Source organism: Pseudomonas sp. P9_35 (genome assembly GCF_034008205.1).
Classification (GTDB): Bacteria; Pseudomonadota; Gammaproteobacteria; order Pseudomonadales; family Pseudomonadaceae; genus Aquipseudomonas; species Aquipseudomonas kilonensis.
This window is the reverse complement of the sequence record NZ_CP125373.1, coordinates 2,046,563-2,066,062: the sequence shown is the minus strand read 5'-3', so window position 1 is coordinate 2,066,062 and position 19,500 is coordinate 2,046,563. Positions and strand designations below refer to the sequence as shown.

Genomic DNA, 19,500 nt, shown 5'->3' with positions numbered 1-19,500 from the left:
TACGCCCGCCTCCACATCCCAGACGATGTGGGTTAGTTTCATATAAAAGAAGCATCGCAGGACTATGACTGGTCCCCTGCGAAGCTTCCTGGTCACCCGGCGATATCGCGAATGGCGATCTCGCTCATGATGCGTTGCAGCACCTGATCGATGGACAACTCCGTGGAATCCAGCTGTATCGCGTCGGCCGCCGGCTTGAGCGGGGCTACTGCGCGCTGGGTGTCACGCTCATCGCGTGCACGGATCTCATCTAGCAGACTCGACAGACTAACATCCTCGCCTTTGCCCTTCAACTGCAAATATCGGCGACGCGCCCTCTCCTCCGCACTGGCGGTGAGGAAAATCTTCAGCGGCGCATCAGGGAAAACCACCGTACCCATGTCGCGACCGTCCGCCACCAACCCCGGCGGCTCCTGGAATGCGCGCTGGCGCTGCAGCAAGGCTTCGCGCACCGCCGGCAGCGCGGCGACCTGGGAGGCCCCGGCGCCCACGCTTTCGGTACGAATGACGTCACTGACCTCATCGCCTTCCAGAATGATGCGCTGGAGCTGACCGTCGGTCGCGGCAATGAATTGCACGTCCAGATGAGCGGCCAGTGCCTTGAGCAACTCTTCGTTGGTCAGGTCGACGCCATGGTTCGCGGCAGCGAACGCCAATAGACGATACAAGGCACCCGAATCAAGCAGGTTCCAGCCCAGCTGCCTGGCCAGGATCCCGGCGACGGTACCCTTGCCCGAACCGCTCGGACCATCGATGGTGATGACCGGTGCCTTGATATTCACGACTGCGCCTCTTGTGCCACTCGGATACCGACCTGTGCGCACAGCGCCAGGAAGTTCGGGAACGACGTCGCGACGTTGGCGCAATCATGGATGCGAATCGGCGCGCTGGCGCGCAAAGACGCAACACTGAAGGCCATGGCGATACGATGGTCACCGTGACCATGGACTTCGCCGCCGCCGATCTGGCCGCCGTCGATGATGATGCCGTCCGGCGTTGGCTGGCACTTGACGCCAAGGGCGAGCAAGCCATCAGCCATCACCTGGATGCGATCCGATTCCTTGACCCGCAGCTCTTCGGCGCCCGTCAATACGGTGCGCCCTTCTGCACAGGCGGCCGCCACGAACAGCACTGGGAACTCATCGATGGCCAGCGGAACCAGCGCCTCCGGAATCTCGATACCCTTGAGTTTAGCTGCTCGTACGCGCAGGTCCGCCACGGGCTCGCCGCCGACTTCACGCTGGTTTTCCAGAGTGATGTCAGCCCCCATCAGGCGCAGGATGTCGATCACGCCGGTACGCGTCGGGTTGATGCCGACGTGCTCGAGCACCAGGTCGGAGCCTTCGGCGATCGAGGCGGCCACCAGGAAAAATGCCGACGACGAGATGTCGCCCGGCACTTCGATGTGAGTCGCGGTCAGCTTGCTGCCAGACTCGACGGACGCCGTGGCGCCATCGACCGTGACCGGGTAGCCGAAGCCGCGCAGCATGCGCTCGGTATGGTCGCGGGTCGGGGCCGGTTCGGTGACGGTGGTCTTGCCTTCGGCGTAGAGACCCGCCAGCAGCAGGCAAGATTTCACCTGGGCGCTGGCCATCGGCATGGTGTAGGTCAGGCCCTTGAGCTTGTTGCCACCGCGGATGATCATCGGCGGACGACCGTCGGCGGCAGTCTCGATGACCGCGCCCATTTCCCGCAACGGGTTGGCGACGCGATTCATCGGGCGCTTGGACAGCGAGGCATCACCGGTCAGGGTGCTGTCGAAGTCCTGCGCGGCCAGCAGGCCGGACAACAGGCGCATCGAGGTTCCGGAGTTACCCAGGTAGATTGGCCCCGGGGCAGGCTTGAGGCCGTGCAGGCCGACACCATGGATGGTCACGCGACCATGGTGCGGACCTTCGATGACCACTCCCATGTCGCGAAACGCTTGCAGCGTCGCCAGGGCGTCTTCGCCCTCGAGGAAGCCTTCCACCTCGGTCACGCCGTCGGCCAGGGAGCCGAGCATGATCGAACGGTGGGAAATCGATTTATCGCCCGGTACACGAATACGCCCGCTAAGGGAGCCACCAGGTTGTGCCAGGAAAATCAGATCGTTGGAGTTCATAGCGTCCACATAGGCCCGACGGGCCAGGATTTTACTGAAATGCTCGCGGGCCACCCTGGCGCGTGTGAAAACGCCCAGCAATTGGTGCCCGTCCCCTGCATCGACCGCGTCGCGCAAGGCGTCGAGGTCGCTGCGAAATGTATCGAGTGTGCGCAAGACAGCTTCGCGGTTGGCGAGGAAGATGTCGTGCCACATAACCGGGTCGCTTCCAGCGATTCTCGTGAAATCGCGGAAACCGCCGGCAGCGTAACGGAAGATCTCAAGATTTTCATTGCGTTTGGCCAATGAATCCACCAGGCCGAACGCCAACAGGTGCGGCAAGTGGCTGGTGGCCGCCAACACTTCATCGTGACGCTCGACCTGCATGTGCTCGACATCGGCGCCCAGTTCGCGCCACAAACGGTCCACCACCGCCAGCGCGGCTGGATCCGTCTGGTCCAGCGGCGTGAGGATCACTTTGTGGCGACGAAACAGTTCGGCGTTGGAGGCTTCCACCCCGCTCTGCTCGGAACCGGCAATCGGATGGCCGGGCACGAAACGCGCCGGCATCCCGCCGAAGGCCTCGGTGGCCGCACGTACGACGTTGCCCTTGGCGCTGCCGACGTCGGTCAGGATCGCTTGCCCCAGGTTCATGGTCGCCAGACGCGCCAGCAGTTTTTCCATCGCCAGGATCGGTACCGCCAACTGGATCACGTCCGCGCCCTGGCAAGCGATCGCCAGGTCATCCTCGCAACGATCAACCACTCCCAGCTCCACGGCCAGCTTGCGCGACTGCGGATCCAGGTCGACACCGACCACCTCGCGGCACAGACCGCTTTCACGCAAGCCCTTGGCAAACGAACCGCCAATCAACCCCAGGCCGACCACCACCAGGCGACCGATCATAGGGGCAGCAGGTTGCAGCGAAGTGACATCAACCACGAGCCAGAACCTTGCTCAACGCCTCAAGGAAACGGTTGTTTTCCGCTGGCAGGCCGATGGTGATGCGCAGGTGGTTCGGCATGCCGTAGTTGGCCACCGGACGCACGATCACGCCTTCGCGCAGCAGCCCCTGGTACACCGGCGCGGCGACACACCCCAGGTCGACGCAGATGAAGTTGCCTTTGGATGGAATCCAGCTCAAGCCCAGCTCACGAAACCCCGCTTCCAACTGCTGCATGCCGGCCGCGTTCAGGCGACGGCTTTCAGCCAGGTAGGCCTCATCCTGCAATGCGGCGCAGGCGGCTGCCAGGGCGAAGCTGTTGACGTTGAATGGCTGGCGCACGCGGTTCAGCACATCGGCCACCACGGCGGTGGACAGGCCGTAGCCAACCCGCAGCGAGGCCAGGCCGTAGGCTTTCGAGAACGTGCGCGAAACCAGCAGGTTCGGGTAGGCCGCGAGGAAATCCAGGCCATCGGGCAAATCGCTGCCTTCGGCGTATTCGATGTAGGCCTCGTCCAACACCACGAGCACGTGCGCGGGCACGTCTTGCAGGAAGTCGTCCAGGGCCTGGGCGTCGAACCAGGTACCAGTCGGGTTGTTCGGGTTGGCGATGAAAACCACGCGGGTGTTGGCGTCGATGGCAGCCAGCATGGCCGGCAGATCGTGCCCCCAGTTCTTGGCCGGAACCACGTGGGCATCGGCGCCGACGGCCTGGGTCGCGATCGGATAGACCGCAAACGCGTGCTCGCTGAACACGGCGTTGAGACCCGGTGCCAGGTACGCGCGCGCCACCAACTCAAGAATGTCGTTGGAGCCATTGCCCAGCGTCACTTGGTTGAGCTCGACGCCACAGCGCTCGGCCAGCAGGCTTTTCAGTGCAAACCCATTGCCATCGGGGTAACGGGTCAGCTCGGCCAGCTCGTCGCGGATCGCCGCCAGCGCCTTGGGGCTCGCACCCAACGGGTTTTCGTTGCTCGCCAACTTGACGATGCTGGCCGGATCCAGGTCCAGCTCGCGGGCCAGTTCGTCCACGGGCTTGCCCGGAACGTAAGGCGAGAGTTGTTGCACGCCTGGCTGAGCCAGAGCGAGGAAGTTGCCACTCATTTGCTATCCGCCCTTAAAGAACTGCCTTGGGGTAGGAACCCAGCACCTTGAGTGCCACTGCTTCCTGACTGATTTTTTCCAGCACACCTTTTACCAGCGGATCGCGGTGGTGGCCGACAAAATCGATGAAGAACACGTAGGTCCATTTACCGCTGCGCGACGGACGGGTCTCGATCCGCGTCAGGTCGATACCGTTGTCGTGGAACGGTACCAGCAGTTCATGGAGCGCACCGGGCTTGTTGCTCATGGAGACGATGATCGACGTCTTGTCGTCGCCGGTCGGCGGCACTTCCTGGCTACCGATCATCAGGAACCGCGTGGAGTTGTCCGGACGATCCTCGATTTTCTCGGCCAGGCGAGTCAGCCCGTAGAGGCCGGCCGCCATATCGCCAGCAATCGCCGCCGAGTTCCACTCACCCTTGACCCGCTTGGCCGCTTCGGCGTTGCTCGATACCGCCACGCGCTCGACATTCGGGTAATGGGCGTCCAGCCACTTGCGGCACTGGGCCAACGACTGGGCGTGGGAATAGATCCGGCTGATGCTGTCGGTCTTGGTGTTTTCGCCGACCAGCAGGTGATGGTGGATACGCAGCTCGACTTCGCCGCAGATCACCATGTCATGCTCGAGGAAGCTGTCCAGCGTGTGGTTGACCGCGCCTTCGGTGGAGTTTTCCACCGGCACCACGCCAAAATTCACCGCGCCGGCGGCGACTTCACGGAAGACTTCGTCGATGGCCGCCATCGGCTTGCTGATCACGGCGTGACCGAAGTGCTTCATGGCCGCTGCCTGGGTGAAGGTCCCTTCCGGGCCCAGGTAGGCGATTTTCAGCGGCTGCTCGAGCGCCAGGCACGACGACATGATTTCGCGGAACAAGCGCGCCATCTCTTCGTTGCCCAGCGGCCCCTTGTTGCGCTCCATGACACGCTTGAGCACCTGAGCTTCACGCTCAGGACGATAGAACACCGGCACTTCGCCTTCGGCCAGGGAGGCCATCTTCACCCGGGCGACTTCCTGGGCGCAGCGCGCACGCTCGCTGATCAGCTCCAGGACCTTTTCGTCCAGGGCATCGATGCGCAGGCGCAGCGCCTTGAGTTCTTGCTCAGACATCAGCCATGTTCCTTCTCGAACTCTGCCATGTAGGCGATCAACGCATTGACGGCGTTGATGTCGACGGCGTTGTAGATGGAGGCACGCATGCCACCGACCGAACGGTGGCCCTTGAGGTTCAGCAGGCCACGTTCGTCGGCACCGGCCAGGAACGACTTGTCCAGACGGTCGTCGGCCAGGCGGAACGGCACGTTCATCCACGAACGGTCGGTCTTGTTGATCGGGTTGCTGTAGAGGCCGCTGGCGTCGATGAAGTCATACAGCGTGCGCTGCTTCACTTCGTTGAGCTTGCCAATGGCTTCGACACCGCCCTGCTCTTTCAGCCATTCGAACACCAGGCCGGAGAGGTACCAGGCCAGGGTCGGCGGGGTGTTGTACATCGAGCCGTTGTCGGCCGCGACCTTGTAGTTGAGCATGGTCGGGCACAGGGAACGGGCACGCCCCAGCAGGTCTTCACGAATGATGCTGACCAGGATGCCGCTTGGGCCGATGTTTTTCTGGGCACCGGCGTAGATCATGCCGAAACGGGAGATATCCACAGGGCGCGAGAGAATGTCCGAAGACATGTCGGCCACCAATGGCACGTCGCCGGTTTCCGGGATCCAGTTGAATTCCAGGCCACCGATGGTTTCGTTCGGCGCGTAGTGAACGTAGGCCGCGTCCTTGGACAGGTTCCATTCGTTCTGGCCGGGAATCGCGAAATAATCGTAGGGCTTGGCGGTGGCAGCCACGTTGACGTGACCGTAGCGCGAAGCTTCTTCGATGGCTTTCTGCGACCAGATACCGGTATCGATGTAGTCGGCCTTGCCACTTTCCGGCAGCAGGTTCAACGGGATCTGGGCGAACTGCTGGCTGGCGCCGCCCTGCAGGAACAGCACCTTGTAATTGGACGGGATGTTCAGCAGATCACGCAGGTCCTGCTCGGCCTTGGTGGCAATGGATACGAACTCATCGCTGCGATGACTCATTTCCATGACCGACAGGCCCTTGCCGTGCCAGTCGAGAAGTTCACCCTGGGCGCGCTTCAGGACCGCCTCAGGAAGCGCCGCCGGGCCGGCACAGAAGTTATAGGCTCTCTTGCTCACATCCAATCTCGCTCTGATCTGGTGGTCACATAAATCTTTGGGTCTGCACCGCACTAACTGTGGGAGCGAGCTTGCTCGCGATAGCGGCGCAACAGTCAACATTGATGTTGAATGCCACTCCGTCATCGCGAGCAAGCTCGCTCCCACAGGGGGCCGTTCACTCAAGGCTTGAAACCTCAGGGAAGCAGCATCACCCCATAGGGGAATGTGCAGTGTCGCAAATTTTCAAACGAGACAAACAACAAGGGGGCGAATCTTCATCCGCCCCCCGCGTGTCCGCTTAGTCCTGCGGTTCTTCTTCGTCTGCGGCAGCGTCGAGCGGCTGGTCGCCGGTCACGTCGTCGACATCGGCACCCAGGGTGCCGTCGAATGCCGTGCCTTCGCCTTCCTCGCTTTCCAGCTCCTCGCCTTCGACTTCCGATGGCTCCTGCACTCGCTCAAGCCCTACCAGCGTTTCGTCGCTGGCCAGCTTGATCAGCGTCACGCCCTGGGTGTTACGGCCCAGGCTCGAGACTTCGGCGACTCGCGTACGCACCAGGGTGCCCTGGTCGGAGATCAACATGATCTCCTCGCCATCGAGCACCTGGACAGCACCAACCAGACGACCGTTACGGTCGTTGCTGACCATGGCGATCACGCCCTGGCCGCCACGCTTGTACTCAGGGAACTCGCTGATGGCCGTGCGCTTGCCATAACCACGCGCCGAAGCGGTGAGGATCTGGCTGCCTTCTTCGGGGATCAGCATGGAAATCAGCTTCTGGCCTTCCGGCAGGCGCATGCCGCGCACACCGCGGGCGGTACGACCCATGGCACGTACGTCGGATTCCTTGAAGCGAGTGACCTTGCCACCGTCGGAGAACAGCATGACCTCACGTTCGCCGTCGGTGATGGCGGCGGAAATCAGCACGTCGCCTTCGTCCAGTTCCAGGGCAATCAGGCCGACGCTGCGCTGGCGACTGAAGGATTCCAGCGGGGTCTTCTTCACGGTGCCGTTGGCGGTAGCCATGAAGATGTAGTGACCTTCGGTGTATTCCTCCACCGGCAGCATGGTGGTGATGTATTCACCATCGTCCAGCGGCAACAGGTTGACCAGCGGACGACCACGTGCGGCACGGGACGCTTCCGGAATTTCGTAGGTCTTGAGCCAGTACACCTTGCCTTTGCTGGAGAACAGCAGCAGCGTGGTGTGGCTGTTGGCGACCAGCAGGTGAGCGATGTAGTCCTCGTCCTTGACGCCGGTCGCCGACTTGCCTTTGCCGCCGCGACGCTGGGCCTGGTAGGCGGCCAGCGGCTGGGTCTTGGCGTAGCCGCCGTGGGAAATGGTCACCACGCGCTCTTCTTCCGGGATCATGTCACCCAGGGTCAGGTCCAGGCGCGCATCGAGGATCTCGGTGCGGCGCACGTCGCCGTACTCGGCGCGAATCACTTCCAGTTCTTCGCGGATCACTTCCATCAGGCGCGTGGCGCTGTTGAGGATGCGGATCAGCTCGCCGATCTGGTTGAGGATTTCCTGGTACTCGGCCAGCAGCTTCTCGTGCTCCAGGCCGGTCAGGCGGTGCAGGCGCAGCTCCAGGATGGCTTGCGCCTGTTCCGGGGACAGGAAGTACTTGCCTTCGCGCAGGCCGTATTGCGGGTCGAGGTTCTCCGGACGGCACGAGTCGGCGCCAGCGCGCTCGACCATCGCCACCACCGCGGAGGACTCCCAAGGGGTGCTGATCAGCGCTTCCTTGGCTTCCGACGGCGTTGGCGAGGCCTTGATCAAGGCGATCACCGGGTCGATGTTCGACAGGGCAACGGCCTGACCTTCAAGGATGTGACCACGCTCGCGAGCCTTGCGCAGTTCGAACACGGTGCGGCGAGTGACCACTTCGCGACGGTGACGTACGAAAGCTTCCAGCAGGTCCTTGAGGTTCAGGATCCGCGGACGACCGTCGATCAGCGCAACGATGTTGATGCCGAACACGCTTTGCAGCTGGGTCTGGGCGTAGAGGTTGTTGAGGATCACCTCAGGCACTTCGCCACGACGCAACTCGATCACGACGCGCATGCCGTCCTTGTCGGACTCGTCACGCAGCTCGGTGATGCCTTCGAGTTTCTTCTCTTTCACCAGCTCAGCGATCTTCTCGATCAGGCGAGCCTTGTTCAGCTGGTACGGCAGCTCGGTGATGACGATCTGCTGGCGGCCGCCAACCTTGTCGATGTCCTCGACGGTGGAACGGGCGCGCATGTAAATGCGGCCACGGCCGGTGCGGTAGGCTTCGATGATGCCGGCGCGACCGTTGATGATCGCAGCGGTCGGGAAGTCCGGACCCGGGATGTATTGCATCAGCTCATCGACGGTCAGCTCGGGATTGTCGATGAGGGCCAGGCAACCGTCGATGACTTCACCGAGGTTGTGCGGCGGGATGTTGGTCGCCATGCCCACGGCGATACCGCTGGAGCCGTTGACGAGCAGGTTCGGAATACGGGTCGGCATGACCGCAGGGATCATTTCGGTGCCGTCGTAGTTCGGCACCCAGTCCACGGTTTCCTTGTGCAGGTCGGCCAGCAGTTCGTGGGCCAGCTTGGTCATGCGCACTTCGGTGTATCGCATGGCCGCGGCGTTGTCGCCGTCCACGGAACCGAAGTTGCCCTGGCCGTCTACCAGCAGGTAGCGCAAGGAGAATGGCTGCGCCATACGAACGATGGTGTCGTACACGGCAGTGTCGCCGTGGGGGTGATACTTACCGATCACGTCGCCGACGACACGGGCAGATTTCTTGTACGGCTTGTTGAAGTCGTTGCCCAGCTCGCTCATCGCGAACAGCACACGCCGGTGCACGGGCTTCAAGCCATCGCGCGCATCCGGCAGCGCCCGCCCGACGATTACGCTCATTGCGTAGTCGAGGTAGGACTGTTTCAGCTCGTCTTCGATATTGACCGGGAGGATTTCTTTGGCCAGTTCGCCCATGAGAAGCCTGATTCCTTTTTCTGGTGAAACCTCGTCACATCCAGATGGGACGAACGAAGCTCGCCGCTGCAGAACAAGTGCCGTGCAGCGACTTACGACAAATCAACGAGTTATGCCATGGATCTGCGCAGTAAAGGCCACCTCGCGAGGCAGCCTTGGAAACCGCCGGATGTTATCACAAGAGCCGCCACGCACCTATCCCCCAGATGCGCATGGTGCGTAGTTAGTTGACCGGTGACAGGCTGATATGGGACCAGAGGGGCTTAGAAGCGCTGCGGATGGAGAATCAGGGCGAAAATGCAAGGGATTTGTTGCTTTTGAGGACCTTATCGCGAGCAAGCTCGCTCCCACAGGGATTTCTTATGTCCGAAATTTCAGACACACCTTCATCCAGCGTGGGAGCGAGCTTGCTCGCGATGGCGGCAGATCACCCTCTGAAAATCTTCAGTGCAACCGCTTGCGGCACATCAACTGCGCCAGCTTGGCGGTGTCCGGGCGCTCGATGATGCCCTTCTCCGTGACGATGACATCGATCAAATCCGCCGGAGTGACATCAAACGTCGGGTTGAAGGCGTCCACCTCCGCACCGAGCCTCTTGCCACCGATTTCCAGCAGTTCACGCCCATCGCGCTCCTCGACCGGAATGTCTTCACCGCTGGCCAGGCTCATGTCGATGGTCGAACTCGGCGCCACCACCATGAAACGCACGCCATGGTGCATGGCACAGACCGCCAGTTGATAGGTACCGATCTTGTTCGCCACGTCACCATTGGCGGTGATGCAGTCGGCACCGACGATCACCCAGGTCACACCTTTCGTCTTCATGATGTGGGCAGCGGCGGAATCGGCGTTGAGAGTCACCGGGATGCTCTCACGGGCCAGCTCCCACGCCGTCAGGCGCGAGCCTTGCAGCGATGGACGGGTTTCGTCGACATAGACGCGCTCCACCATGCCTTCGGTATACGCGCCACGGATGACTCCCAAGGCCGTGCCGAAGCCGCCGGTCGCCAGGGCGCCGGTGCTGCCATGGGTGAGGATGGCCTGGGCGTTGCCCTGGTGCTTGCGGATCAGGTCGACACCGAGCTGGGCCATGGTCAGGTTGGCTTCGCGGTCACTTTCGTGGATCGCGATGGCTTCGGCCTCAAGTACCGCCAGCGGCTCAGCGTGCTCTTTCAAGCGCCCTAACCGGTCGCGCATCCGATCCAGCGCCCAGAAGAGGCTCGCCGCTGTCGGCCGGGCCTCGGCCAGCAAGGCAAAATCAGCCTCCAGGGCCGCTTGCCAATCACCGCCCTCGGCCTTCCTGGCCCGCGCCGCCAGCACGACACCATAAGCCGCGCTGATACCGATGGCCGGCGCGCCGCGCACCACCAGCGAGCCAATGGCCTCGGCCACATCGGCGGCACAGGTGCAGGCGACCCAGTTTTCCTCGAACGGCAAGACACGCAGGTCCAACAGGTACAGGACGCCATCACGCCAATCGATGGCCTTCACCTTCTCCGCAGCCAATAGTCGATCGCGCATCCTTCACCCCGTACTCAAGAACAAAAGCCGCCGATTATAGCGATCCCTCCGCGAAGACGCTCGGGTATACTTCGCCATCCTTTATACCCCATGGAACCGTTCCACGATGCCCAAGCCTGCCGTTGCGCTCGACTTATTATTGCTGCCGACCTGGTTGGTGCCTGTCGAACCCGCCGGTGTAGTGCTCAAGGATCATGGCCTGGGCATCCGGGACGGCTGCATCGTGTTCATCGGCCCACGGGCAGAAGCACTCAAGTGTGACGCCGCCCAGGTCCGTGAGCTGCCCGGCATGCTGCTCAGCCCCGGCCTGATCAACGCCCACGGCCACGCGGCCATGACCCTGTTCCGCGGCCTGGCCGACGACCTGCCCTTGATGACCTGGCTCGAACAGCACATCTGGCCGGCGGAAGCCAAATGGGTCGATGAGGATTTCGTACGCGACGGCACCGACCTGGCCATCGCCGAGCAGATCAAGGGCGGCATCACCTGCTTCTCCGACATGTATTTCTACCCCAAGATCGCCAGCGAGTGTGTCCACGACAGCGGTATTCGTGCGCAAATCGCGATTCCAATCCTCGATTTCCCTATCCCCGGTGCCGCCAGCGCCGACGAAGCCATTCGTCAGGGCATCGAGTTGTTTGGCGACCTCAAGCACCACCCAAGAATCAAAGTCGCATTCGGCCCGCACGCGCCCTACACCGTGGGCGACGAAAACCTGGAGAAAATCCGCGTGATCGCCGAGGAACTGGACGCGGCCATTCATATGCATGTTCACGAAACCGCCTTCGAAGTGCAGCAGGCTGTGGATAACACCGCGGAGCGACCGCTGGCACGCCTGGGACGACTTGGGCTGCTGGGGCCACGCTTTCAGGCCGTGCACATGACTCAAATCAGCGACGAAGACCAGGCCTTGCTGGTAGAAAGCAATTGCAGCGTGATCCACTGCCCGGAATCGAACCTGAAGCTGGCCAGCGGTTTCTGCCCAGTGGAGCGCCTGTGGCAGGCCGGCGTCAATGTCGCCCTCGGCACCGACGGTGCGGCGAGCAACAACGACCTGGACTTGCTGGGCGAAACCCGCACCGCCGCCCTGCTGGCCAAGGCCGTCGCCGGTTCCGCCACGGCCCTGGATGCTCATCGGGCACTGCGCATGGCCACGCTCAATGGTGCCCGGGCGCTGGGCATCGAAGCGACAGTCGGCTCGCTGGAAGTCGGCAAGGCCGCCGACCTGGTGGCCTTCGATCTGTCGGGCCTGGCCCAGCAGCCGATCTATGACCCGGTGTCGCAGTTGATCTATGCCACCGGTCGCGATTGCGTAAAACACCTGTGGGTGGGCGGCAAGCCGCTATTGGAAGATGGCCGACTGACCCGCATGGACGAATCAAGACTGATCGCCACGGCCCAGGCCTGGGGTCGCCGCATCAGCGGCCACAACGAATAACCACGCCCCTTGAGCCACGGCTCGGGGCACCTGATTTTTCAAGCTTTTCGAGGATCTGCACATGAGCAACGTCGACCACGCCGAAATCGCCAAATTCGAAGCCCTGGCTCATCGCTGGTGGGACCGTGAAAGTGAATTCAAGCCGCTGCACGATATCAACCCGCTGCGGGTCAACTGGATTGACGAACGGGTCAACCTGGCTGGCAAGAAGGTGCTCGACGTCGGTTGTGGCGGCGGCATCCTCAGCGAAGCCATGGCCCAGCGCGGGGCGACGGTGATGGGCATCGACATGGGCGAAGCGCCACTGGCGGTTGCACAACTGCATCAACTGGAGTCGGGCGTCAGCGTGGAATACCGGCAGATCACCGCCGAGGGCCTGGCCGAAGAAATGCCCGGCCAATTCGACGTGGTCACCTGCCTGGAAATGCTCGAGCACGTGCCGGACCCGTCCTCGGTCATCCGCGCGTGCTTTCGCATGGTCAAGCCGGGCGGCCAGGTGTTTTTCTCCACCATCAACCGCAATCCGAAGGCCTACCTGTTCGCCATCGTCGGCGCCGAATACATCATGAAGCTGCTGCCTCGCGGCACTCACGACTTCAAGAAATTCATCCGCCCTTCCGAACTGGGCGCCTGGAGCCGTGCGGCCGGGCTGACCGTCAAGGACATCATTGGCCTGACCTACAACCCGCTGACCAAGCACTACAAGCTGGCCGCCGACGTTGACGTCAACTACATGATCCAGACCCTGCGCGAGGAGTAAGTCGATGCGTCTCAAAGCGGTTCTCTTCGACATGGACGGCACGCTGCTCGACACCGCGCCGGACTTCATCGCCATCTGCCAGGCCATGCGCGCCGACCGTGGCTTGCCACCGATGAACACCCAGCACATTCGCGACGAGATTTCCGGCGGTGCCCGGGCGATGGTCGCGGTGACCTTTTCCATGGACCCGGAATCACCGGGGTTCGAGGAACTGCGCCAGGAGTTCCTCGACCGCTACCTCAAGGATTGCGCGGTCCACAGCCACTTGTTCGACGGCATGGCCGAGGTGCTGGCCGATATCGAAGCGGCCAACCTGATCTGGGGCGTGGTCACCAACAAGCCGGTGCGTTTCGCCGAACCGATCATGCAGCAACTGGGCCTGGCCGAACGCTCGAAAGTGCTGATCTGCCCTGACCACGTGAAAAACAGCAAGCCAGACCCGGAACCGCTGACCCTGGCGTGCAAGATGCTCGACCTGGACCCGGCCAGCGTGCTGTTCGTGGGCGATGACCTGCGGGACATCGAGTCCGGTCGCAGCGCTGGCACCAAGACCTGCGCGGTGACCTACGGCTACATCCACCCGGACGACAACCCCAGGCACTGGGGCGCGGATGTGGTGATCGATCACCCATCGGCGCTGCGCGAGGTGCTGGATAACGCGTTGTGCGGTTGCTGAGCTGATTCTGCCGATGTCGCTTTGGTGATGTCGCTTTTGTGGCGAGGGAGCTTGCTCCCGTCCGGCGGCGAAGCCGTCGCCTGGGGACCGCTTCGCGGTCCAGCGGGAGCAAGCTCCCTCGCCACAAGAGCCCACCTAGCTCACTAAGCTCACTAAGCTCACTAAGCTCACTAAGCTCACTAAGCTCACTAAGCTCACTGGCCATGATTGCTCTGCACCCACAGTACCGTGCCGCTTTATTTGTTGAGGTTCTTTTATGTTTGATTATTCCGCCCGACCCGACCTGCTCAATGGCCGGGTGATTCTGGTCACCGGCGCCGGTCGCGGTATCGGTGCCGCTGCGGCGAAAGCCTACGCCGCCCATGGCGCCACCGTGCTGCTACTGGGCAAGACCGAAGCCAACCTGACCCAGGTCTACGATGAAATCGAAGCGGCCGGTCATCCGCAGCCAGCGGTGATCCCGTTCAACCTCGAAACCGCGCTGCCTCATCAGTACGATGAACTGGCGGCGATGATCGAAACCGAGTTCGGTCATCTGGACGGCCTGCTGCACAACGCCTCGATCATCGGCCCGCGTACGCCGCTGGAACAGTTGTCCGGTGAGAACTTCATGCGGGTGATGCACGTCAACGTCAACGCGATGTTCATGCTCACCAGCACCTTGCTGCCCCTGCTCAAGCTGTCCCAGGATGCGTCCGTGGTGTTCACCTCCAGCAGCGTCGGACGCAAGGGCCGGGCGTACTGGGGCGCCTATGGCGTGTCCAAGTTCGCCACCGAGGGGCTGATGCAGACCCTGGCCGACGAAGTCGACACCGTCGCCGCCGTGCGCGCCAACAGCATCAACCCCGGCGCCACCCGCACCAGCATGCGCGCCCAGGCCTACCCGGGGGAAAACCCGCTCAACAATCCGACGCCCGAGGAGATCATGCCGGTCTACCTGTACCTGATGGGCCCGGACAGCTCCGGCGTCAACGGCCAGGCGCTCAACGCGCAATAATGGCCTCGGCCTGCATCGCGACGACTTACCGTCGCGATGCAGGCTCTATTCGATGCCAAACCAGGCCAACCGCCAAACCCACGTCGCTGGAAATGTCGCAATCTGCCGACAATGCATTGATTTATAAAGGGTTTTTATTGAAGTGAACCGAATGGCACGACTTTCGCTCTAAATATCCTCAAACACGCCATGTTCGGCGGGTAACGGACATCGAGACGAGATTTATGCCTGACAGGGAAAGCGGACTAAACTTAGCTCAATGGTCCTACGGGACTGAAGGACCAGTACGACGCGCAGCCCAAAGCCGCCACACCCAACCTGCCAGGACAGATTTAGCTTAGGGGCTAACGCCATATGAAAACGCCCACCCAGATCAACGCGATCGACTTCGACAGCGCCAAATTGCAACGTCTGGGTCTTGGCCAGCCATCGCCGCTCGCGGCACGCTCCGTCAGTCTTTCGCAAATGCGCCAGCAACTGAGCCAGCAGCTGCAGACCAGCCTGGAGCCACAGCGCATCCTCGGCCTGTTTTTCCGGGAAATCCAGCGGCTGGTGCCCCTGGATGCGTTGGCCTATCAGCACAAGGCCAGTGACTTGCGCCTGGAGTTCGGGCAACGCGGGCATCACACCCTCAGCTATAACCTCAGCCATGAAGGCGAACACCTGGGTGAATTGGTATTCCGTCGCAACCAGCGCTTCACCGAAGCGGAACAGAGCGACCTTGAATCCATTATGTCGACGCTGCTGTATCCACTGCGCAACGCATTGCTCTATCGCGCCGCCACCCAGAGCGCCCTGCGCGATCCGCTGACCGGTACCGGCAACCGCATTGCCATGGACCAGACGCTGATGCGTGAAATCGACATGGCCAAGCGTCATTCGCAGCCCTTGTCGGTGCTGATGCTCGACATCGACCATTTCAAGCGCATCAACGATAGCCATGGTCACGGCGTTGGTGACGAAGTGCTCAAGGCTGTGGCCGAGTCGATCAAGGGCCAACTGCGTAACGTGGACATGGTGTTCCGGTTCGGTGGTGAGGAGTTTCTGATCCTGCTGGCCAACACCAGCCGGGATGCTGCGGCCATGGTCGGCGAACGACTGCGCTACGCCGCCCAGGCCCAGGATTATTTCGCCGCGAGCACAAGGATCGAGCTGACGGTCAGCCTGGGTTGCGCCACCCTGCTACCGGGGGAATCATCGGAAAGCCTGCTGCGCAGGGCTGACAGCGCACTGTACGTGGCCAAGCGCGAAGGACGTAATCGACTGGCAATGGCAGGCTGAAACGACGAAAGAATGTAGGAACACCACATCCTTGTGGGAGCGAGCCTGCTCGCGATAGCGGCCTGGCAGTCGACCTCCCCGTCGACTGTCAGCCCCCTTCGCGAGCAGGCTCGCTCCCACAAGTTGTGGCTATCTGTAGCGGTAGAAATCAGCTTTCCGCCAGTGCCAGGCGCTCACGGGTGGATGAGGACTTGCTCACCGTCTCCGACTGCTCCAGTTGCATGCAACGCTCCAGGAACAGGTACATGTAGTCATAGCTCTTGCACACGGCCTGGCGCAGCTCCGTTTGCAGGGCTTTGCTTGGGTTCATTCCCGCCAGCGTACAGATGATTTCCAGCGCTTCCCAAGGATGGGCATCGTCGTACTGGGCATGCATCTTCAGCCATTTCATCGCCCGCTTGCGGTCTTCCTCGGCGAACGCGGCCGCGTAGACACCACTGGAACACACCAGCGCCGACCACTCTCCCGTGGCCCCCTCAATCGCATAGTTGGTCGCGGCGATGGCCACGATCAGCGAATCCGAGGAACTGGTGTGCCAGCACCAGTGGCTCAAGGCATGCAGCTCAGGCGGCACATGCTGGGCTTGCAGGTCTTCCAGGGTCACGCCATGGGCGGCGCTCCAGTTGACCCAGTAGTCGGCATGGTTGAGTTCGACACGAATGTTGCGCATCAGCCAGCGACGCGCCATGTCCTCGCCGGGGTGGCGGGCAAAGCGGGTCTTGGTGAGGTTCTGTGCCATGTATAAAGCGAACTGTTCGACGACCGGCCAACCACCAATGAGGTAGTGGCGCATGGTCCTGGCGCTGAGCTTGTTGTCGCGCATGCGCTGATACAGTTCGTGTTCGACAACCCGGCGCTTGCTCTCGCTGCAATCGGTAATGAGCTGCTGTGCCCATTTCGGATAGCTCGTGGCGTCCATGAGCGGGCCTGTTCGGTTGAATATGTCGATCACTGTCGGGCTCCTTTTGATTGTGATTTTCCGGATCAACAAGAGGTTCAGCGGAACGTGCCGGGGGCCTTGAATAACAACGGCTGGGGCCGGGCCGGCCGACATTGCAACGTGTCGCAGGTAAACAATTGCGGGCGTTCGATCACATACCCCTGAGCGTAATCCACCCCTATTTCCAGCAATGCCTGCTCGATCTGGGCGGTTTCAACAAACTCGGCAATCGTGCGCTTACCCATGACGTGGCCGATGTGATTGATCACTTCGACCATTGCACGGTTAATCGGGTCGTCCAGCATATCCTTTACGAAACTCCCGTCGATCTTCAGGAAGTCTACAGGTAAATGTTTCAGGTAAGCGAATGAAGACATTCCGGCGCAAAAGTCATCCAGCGAGAAGTAACATCCCAAGCTCTTGAGTTCATTGATAAAGCGGATCGCACTGCCCAGATTCGAAATAGCGCTGGTCTCTGTAATTTCAAAACAAATCATTTCCGGCGGAATCGAGTAGGCCGCGAACTGTTTACGCAGGAAGTCGAGGAACGCCTGATCTCCTATAGTTGTGCCTGACAGATTGATCGCACACATCGCCATGGGCCCTTGTCGCGATTCATTCAGGCACTGGCGGATGATCTTGAAGACATTCTCCACCACCCAACGGTCCAGGGACGTCATCAAGCCGTAGCGTTCCGCCGCGGGAATGAAGCTGTCCGGCAGGATCATCCGCCCGGCTTCGTCATGCAGGCGCAACAGGATCTCAATGTGCCCGCCGCCATGCTCGCCCGGGCCCAACGCGGCGATTTCCTGGGCGTAGAGGCAGAAGCGATTTTCCTCCAGGGCCATGTGCAAGCGCTGGACCCAGGCCATTTCGCCAAAACGCAGGGACAGCTCCGAGTCGTCGGCATGGTAGACCTGGACCCGGTTGCGGCCCTTTTCCTTGGCCATGTAGCAGGCCATGTCGGCAGCCCGCAGGGACGCCTCGAGGGTCGTCGGTGTCTGGGCGATATGCACCAGGCCGATGCTCACGGTGGTCACGAACGGCCGGCCCTTCCAGACAAAGTGCAGGTTCTGCACGGTCTGGCGCAGCCCTTCGGCAATTTTTTCCGCCGATTCCGGCGAACAGTTCTCCAGCAAGATCCCGAACTCATCCCCGCCCAGCCGGGCCAGGGTGTCGCTTTCCCGCAACCCTGATTGCAGCAAGGCGCAGATATGCCGCAACAATTCGTCACCCGCTGCATGGCCGCAGGTGTCGTTGACCAGCTTGAACTGATCCAGGTCGAGAAACATCAAGGCATGGCGCCCGACCTGGCGAGTGAGGTTGTGCAAGGCCTGCTCGAGGCGATACTCGAATTCCCGGCGGTTCGCCAGGCCAGTCAGGGCGTCATGGGTGGCCTGCCACGACAGGTTGGCGATGTATTGGCGTTCCTGGGTCATGTCATGCAACACCAGCACGGCGCCGCTGACCTTGCCCGCATGACGGATTGGCGCGCCCACCAGGGTGACCGATACGGTGCTGCCATCCAGGCGCTGGATCAGTTTGGAATGTTCGCTGGCACCGCTGAGCCGGCCGCTGAGGATGTGCTCGATCAGGGTCAGCCCCTCGGTCTGGGCATTGTCATCGAGCAAATTGAACAACGCCCCCAGGGGCAAGCCCGTGGCGTGTTCGGTTTTCCAATGGGTCATCGCTTCGGCAGCGGGGTTCATGTAGGCGATGGCACCCTCGACGTCGGTGGTGATGACCCCGTCGCCAATGGATTGCAGGGTGATCTGCGCCCGCTCTTTCTCCATCTGCAGCGCATTGGCAAACACCTGCCGCTGGGCGAGCAATTTATGGGTCCGCAACAACGCCAGGACGATCAACCCCAGGGCCGTGGCGAAATTGGTCACCAACAAGAGCCGCAGGATGAAACGCGAGCCCTCGCCCAGTGCGTCGCTGAATGCCTTGGCAGCCGGGGTAACGGAATCGTTGATCGCAAATATCCGGGCCTTCCAGCCGCGGATATCCGCCTCCGACGCCTGGCCTGCGGTAATGCTGCTGTGCATCTGCCGGGCGACGCTATCCAGCTCGATCAGGTAGCCGTCGCCCACCGTCCAGAGATCGATGGCTTCTTCCAGGTAACTGAAGTGGCGAAAATTGAGGTACAACCAGATCACGCTGGACACGTCATCAGGATGGTTGCCACCTTGGAGAATTCCGGCCCGTGCAGCTTCCAGATCCGGCGGTTCGCGGTCCAGCGCCACCCGTAGGTCATGACCGCCCTCGGGGACGGCAATGGCTTGTTGGTATTTGCGGAAAATCGCCTCGTCGCGGCTGTCAGCGTAGAGGTTGAGGTAATAGATGGCGTCTTTCTGCCCCTTGGACCAGAGACTCTCTCCCGCCACATAGCCGCGAACGGCGGACAGCACGTAAAGGCTGACGCCGCCAAGCAATGCCTGAAATAGCACGACGGCGATAAAGGGCCAGACGATGCCCAGCAGCCGTGGTGTTCCGAGAGTCTGCTTTTGCTTCATGAGGTCCCTTGCACAGGTATCGCCGGACAAACACCCGCCAGAATTCCGCTCCAGACTCAATAGCCTAGGCTAGTTTTCAACCCATCGAATGAATGGATGAA

Annotated in this window: 14 protein-coding genes; 5 read left to right on the top strand and 9 right to left on the bottom strand. The window is 61.6% G+C overall.

Annotation, left to right across the window (positions count from 1 at the left end; all coding sequences use genetic code 11):
* Positions 1 to 92: 92 nt before the first annotated feature.
* The 7 genes from cmk to mtnA form a co-directional block, all read right to left on the bottom strand.
* The gene (gene cmk, locus QMK47_RS09210) at positions 93 to 782 is read right to left on the bottom strand and encodes a (d)CMP kinase (protein ID WP_014337227.1); all 690 of its coding nucleotides are present in this window, start codon (positions 780 to 782) and stop codon (positions 93 to 95) included.
* Positions 779 to 2,986 carry a bifunctional prephenate dehydrogenase/3-phosphoshikimate 1-carboxyvinyltransferase gene (locus tag QMK47_RS09205; RefSeq protein ID WP_250886190.1) on the bottom strand — a complete coding sequence of 736 codons (2,208 nt, stop codon included), beginning with the start codon at positions 2,984 to 2,986 and terminating at the stop codon, positions 779 to 781. The genes cmk and QMK47_RS09205 overlap by 4 nt, the downstream gene beginning before the upstream one ends.
* Positions 2,987 to 3,014: 28 nt before the next feature.
* Entirely contained in the window at positions 3,015 to 4,127 is a 1,113-nt protein-coding gene (gene hisC, locus QMK47_RS09200; RefSeq protein ID WP_253472508.1) for a histidinol-phosphate transaminase, read from the bottom strand.
* A 13-nt stretch (positions 4,128 to 4,140) separates the two neighbouring features.
* The gene (pheA, locus tag QMK47_RS09195; protein WP_014337224.1) at positions 4,141 to 5,235 is read right to left on the bottom strand and encodes a prephenate dehydratase; all 1,095 of its coding nucleotides are present in this window, start codon (positions 5,233 to 5,235) and stop codon (positions 4,141 to 4,143) included.
* Positions 5,235 to 6,320: a 3-phosphoserine/phosphohydroxythreonine transaminase gene (gene serC, locus QMK47_RS09190; RefSeq protein ID WP_320390067.1), complete on the bottom strand. Its 1,086-nt coding sequence runs from the start codon at positions 6,318 to 6,320 to the stop codon at positions 5,235 to 5,237. Before serC ends, pheA begins: the two co-directional genes overlap by 1 nt.
* Positions 6,321 to 6,600: 280 nt before the next feature.
* Positions 6,601 to 9,270, bottom strand: a complete 2,670-nt coding sequence (gene gyrA, locus QMK47_RS09185) for a DNA gyrase subunit A (RefSeq protein ID WP_253472505.1) — start codon at positions 9,268 to 9,270, stop codon at positions 6,601 to 6,603.
* A gap of 444 nt (positions 9,271 to 9,714) precedes the next feature.
* Positions 9,715 to 10,791 (bottom strand): S-methyl-5-thioribose-1-phosphate isomerase, encoded by a 1,077-nt coding sequence (mtnA, locus tag QMK47_RS09180; RefSeq protein ID WP_320390066.1) that lies wholly within the window; start codon positions 10,789 to 10,791, stop codon positions 9,715 to 9,717.
* Between the two features lie 106 nt (positions 10,792 to 10,897).
* On the opposite strand from mtnA, the gene QMK47_RS09175 reads away from it, so the two are divergent.
* The 5 genes from QMK47_RS09175 to QMK47_RS09155 all read left to right on the top strand — a co-directional run bounded on the left by QMK47_RS09175 (position 10,898) and on the right by QMK47_RS09155 (position 15,943).
* A complete protein-coding gene (locus tag QMK47_RS09175) occupies positions 10,898 to 12,229 on the top strand; it encodes a TRZ/ATZ family hydrolase (protein ID WP_214510776.1) in 1,332 nt (443 codons plus the stop codon).
* A 61-nt stretch (positions 12,230 to 12,290) separates the two neighbouring features.
* Positions 12,291 to 12,989, top strand: coding sequence for a bifunctional 2-polyprenyl-6-hydroxyphenol methylase/3-demethylubiquinol 3-O-methyltransferase UbiG (gene ubiG, locus QMK47_RS09170; protein ID WP_014337219.1), 699 nt, complete (start codon positions 12,291 to 12,293; stop codon positions 12,987 to 12,989).
* Between the two features lie 4 nt (positions 12,990 to 12,993).
* Positions 12,994 to 13,665 (top strand): N-acetylmuramic acid 6-phosphate phosphatase MupP, encoded by a 672-nt coding sequence (gene mupP, locus QMK47_RS09165; protein ID WP_214510775.1) that lies wholly within the window; start codon positions 12,994 to 12,996, stop codon positions 13,663 to 13,665.
* A 256-nt stretch (positions 13,666 to 13,921) separates the two neighbouring features.
* A complete protein-coding gene (locus tag QMK47_RS09160) occupies positions 13,922 to 14,662 on the top strand; it encodes a YciK family oxidoreductase (protein ID WP_258690599.1) in 741 nt (246 codons plus the stop codon).
* A 354-nt stretch (positions 14,663 to 15,016) separates the two neighbouring features.
* Positions 15,017 to 15,943 (top strand): GGDEF domain-containing protein, encoded by a 927-nt coding sequence (locus QMK47_RS09155; RefSeq protein ID WP_214510773.1) that lies wholly within the window; start codon positions 15,017 to 15,019, stop codon positions 15,941 to 15,943.
* Positions 15,944 to 16,091: 148 nt separating this feature from the next.
* Here QMK47_RS09155 and QMK47_RS09150 read toward each other — a convergent pair whose 3' ends face one another.
* Both QMK47_RS09150 and QMK47_RS09145 read right to left on the bottom strand, forming a co-directional pair.
* On the bottom strand, positions 16,092 to 16,862 hold the full coding sequence (locus QMK47_RS09150) for a TenA family transcriptional regulator (protein WP_250886181.1): 771 nt from the start codon (positions 16,860 to 16,862) through the stop codon (positions 16,092 to 16,094).
* A 77-nt stretch (positions 16,863 to 16,939) separates the two neighbouring features.
* Positions 16,940 to 19,399, bottom strand: coding sequence for an EAL domain-containing protein (locus tag QMK47_RS09145; RefSeq protein WP_258690598.1), 2,460 nt, complete (start codon positions 19,397 to 19,399; stop codon positions 16,940 to 16,942).
* Positions 19,400 to 19,500 lie beyond the last annotated feature (101 nt).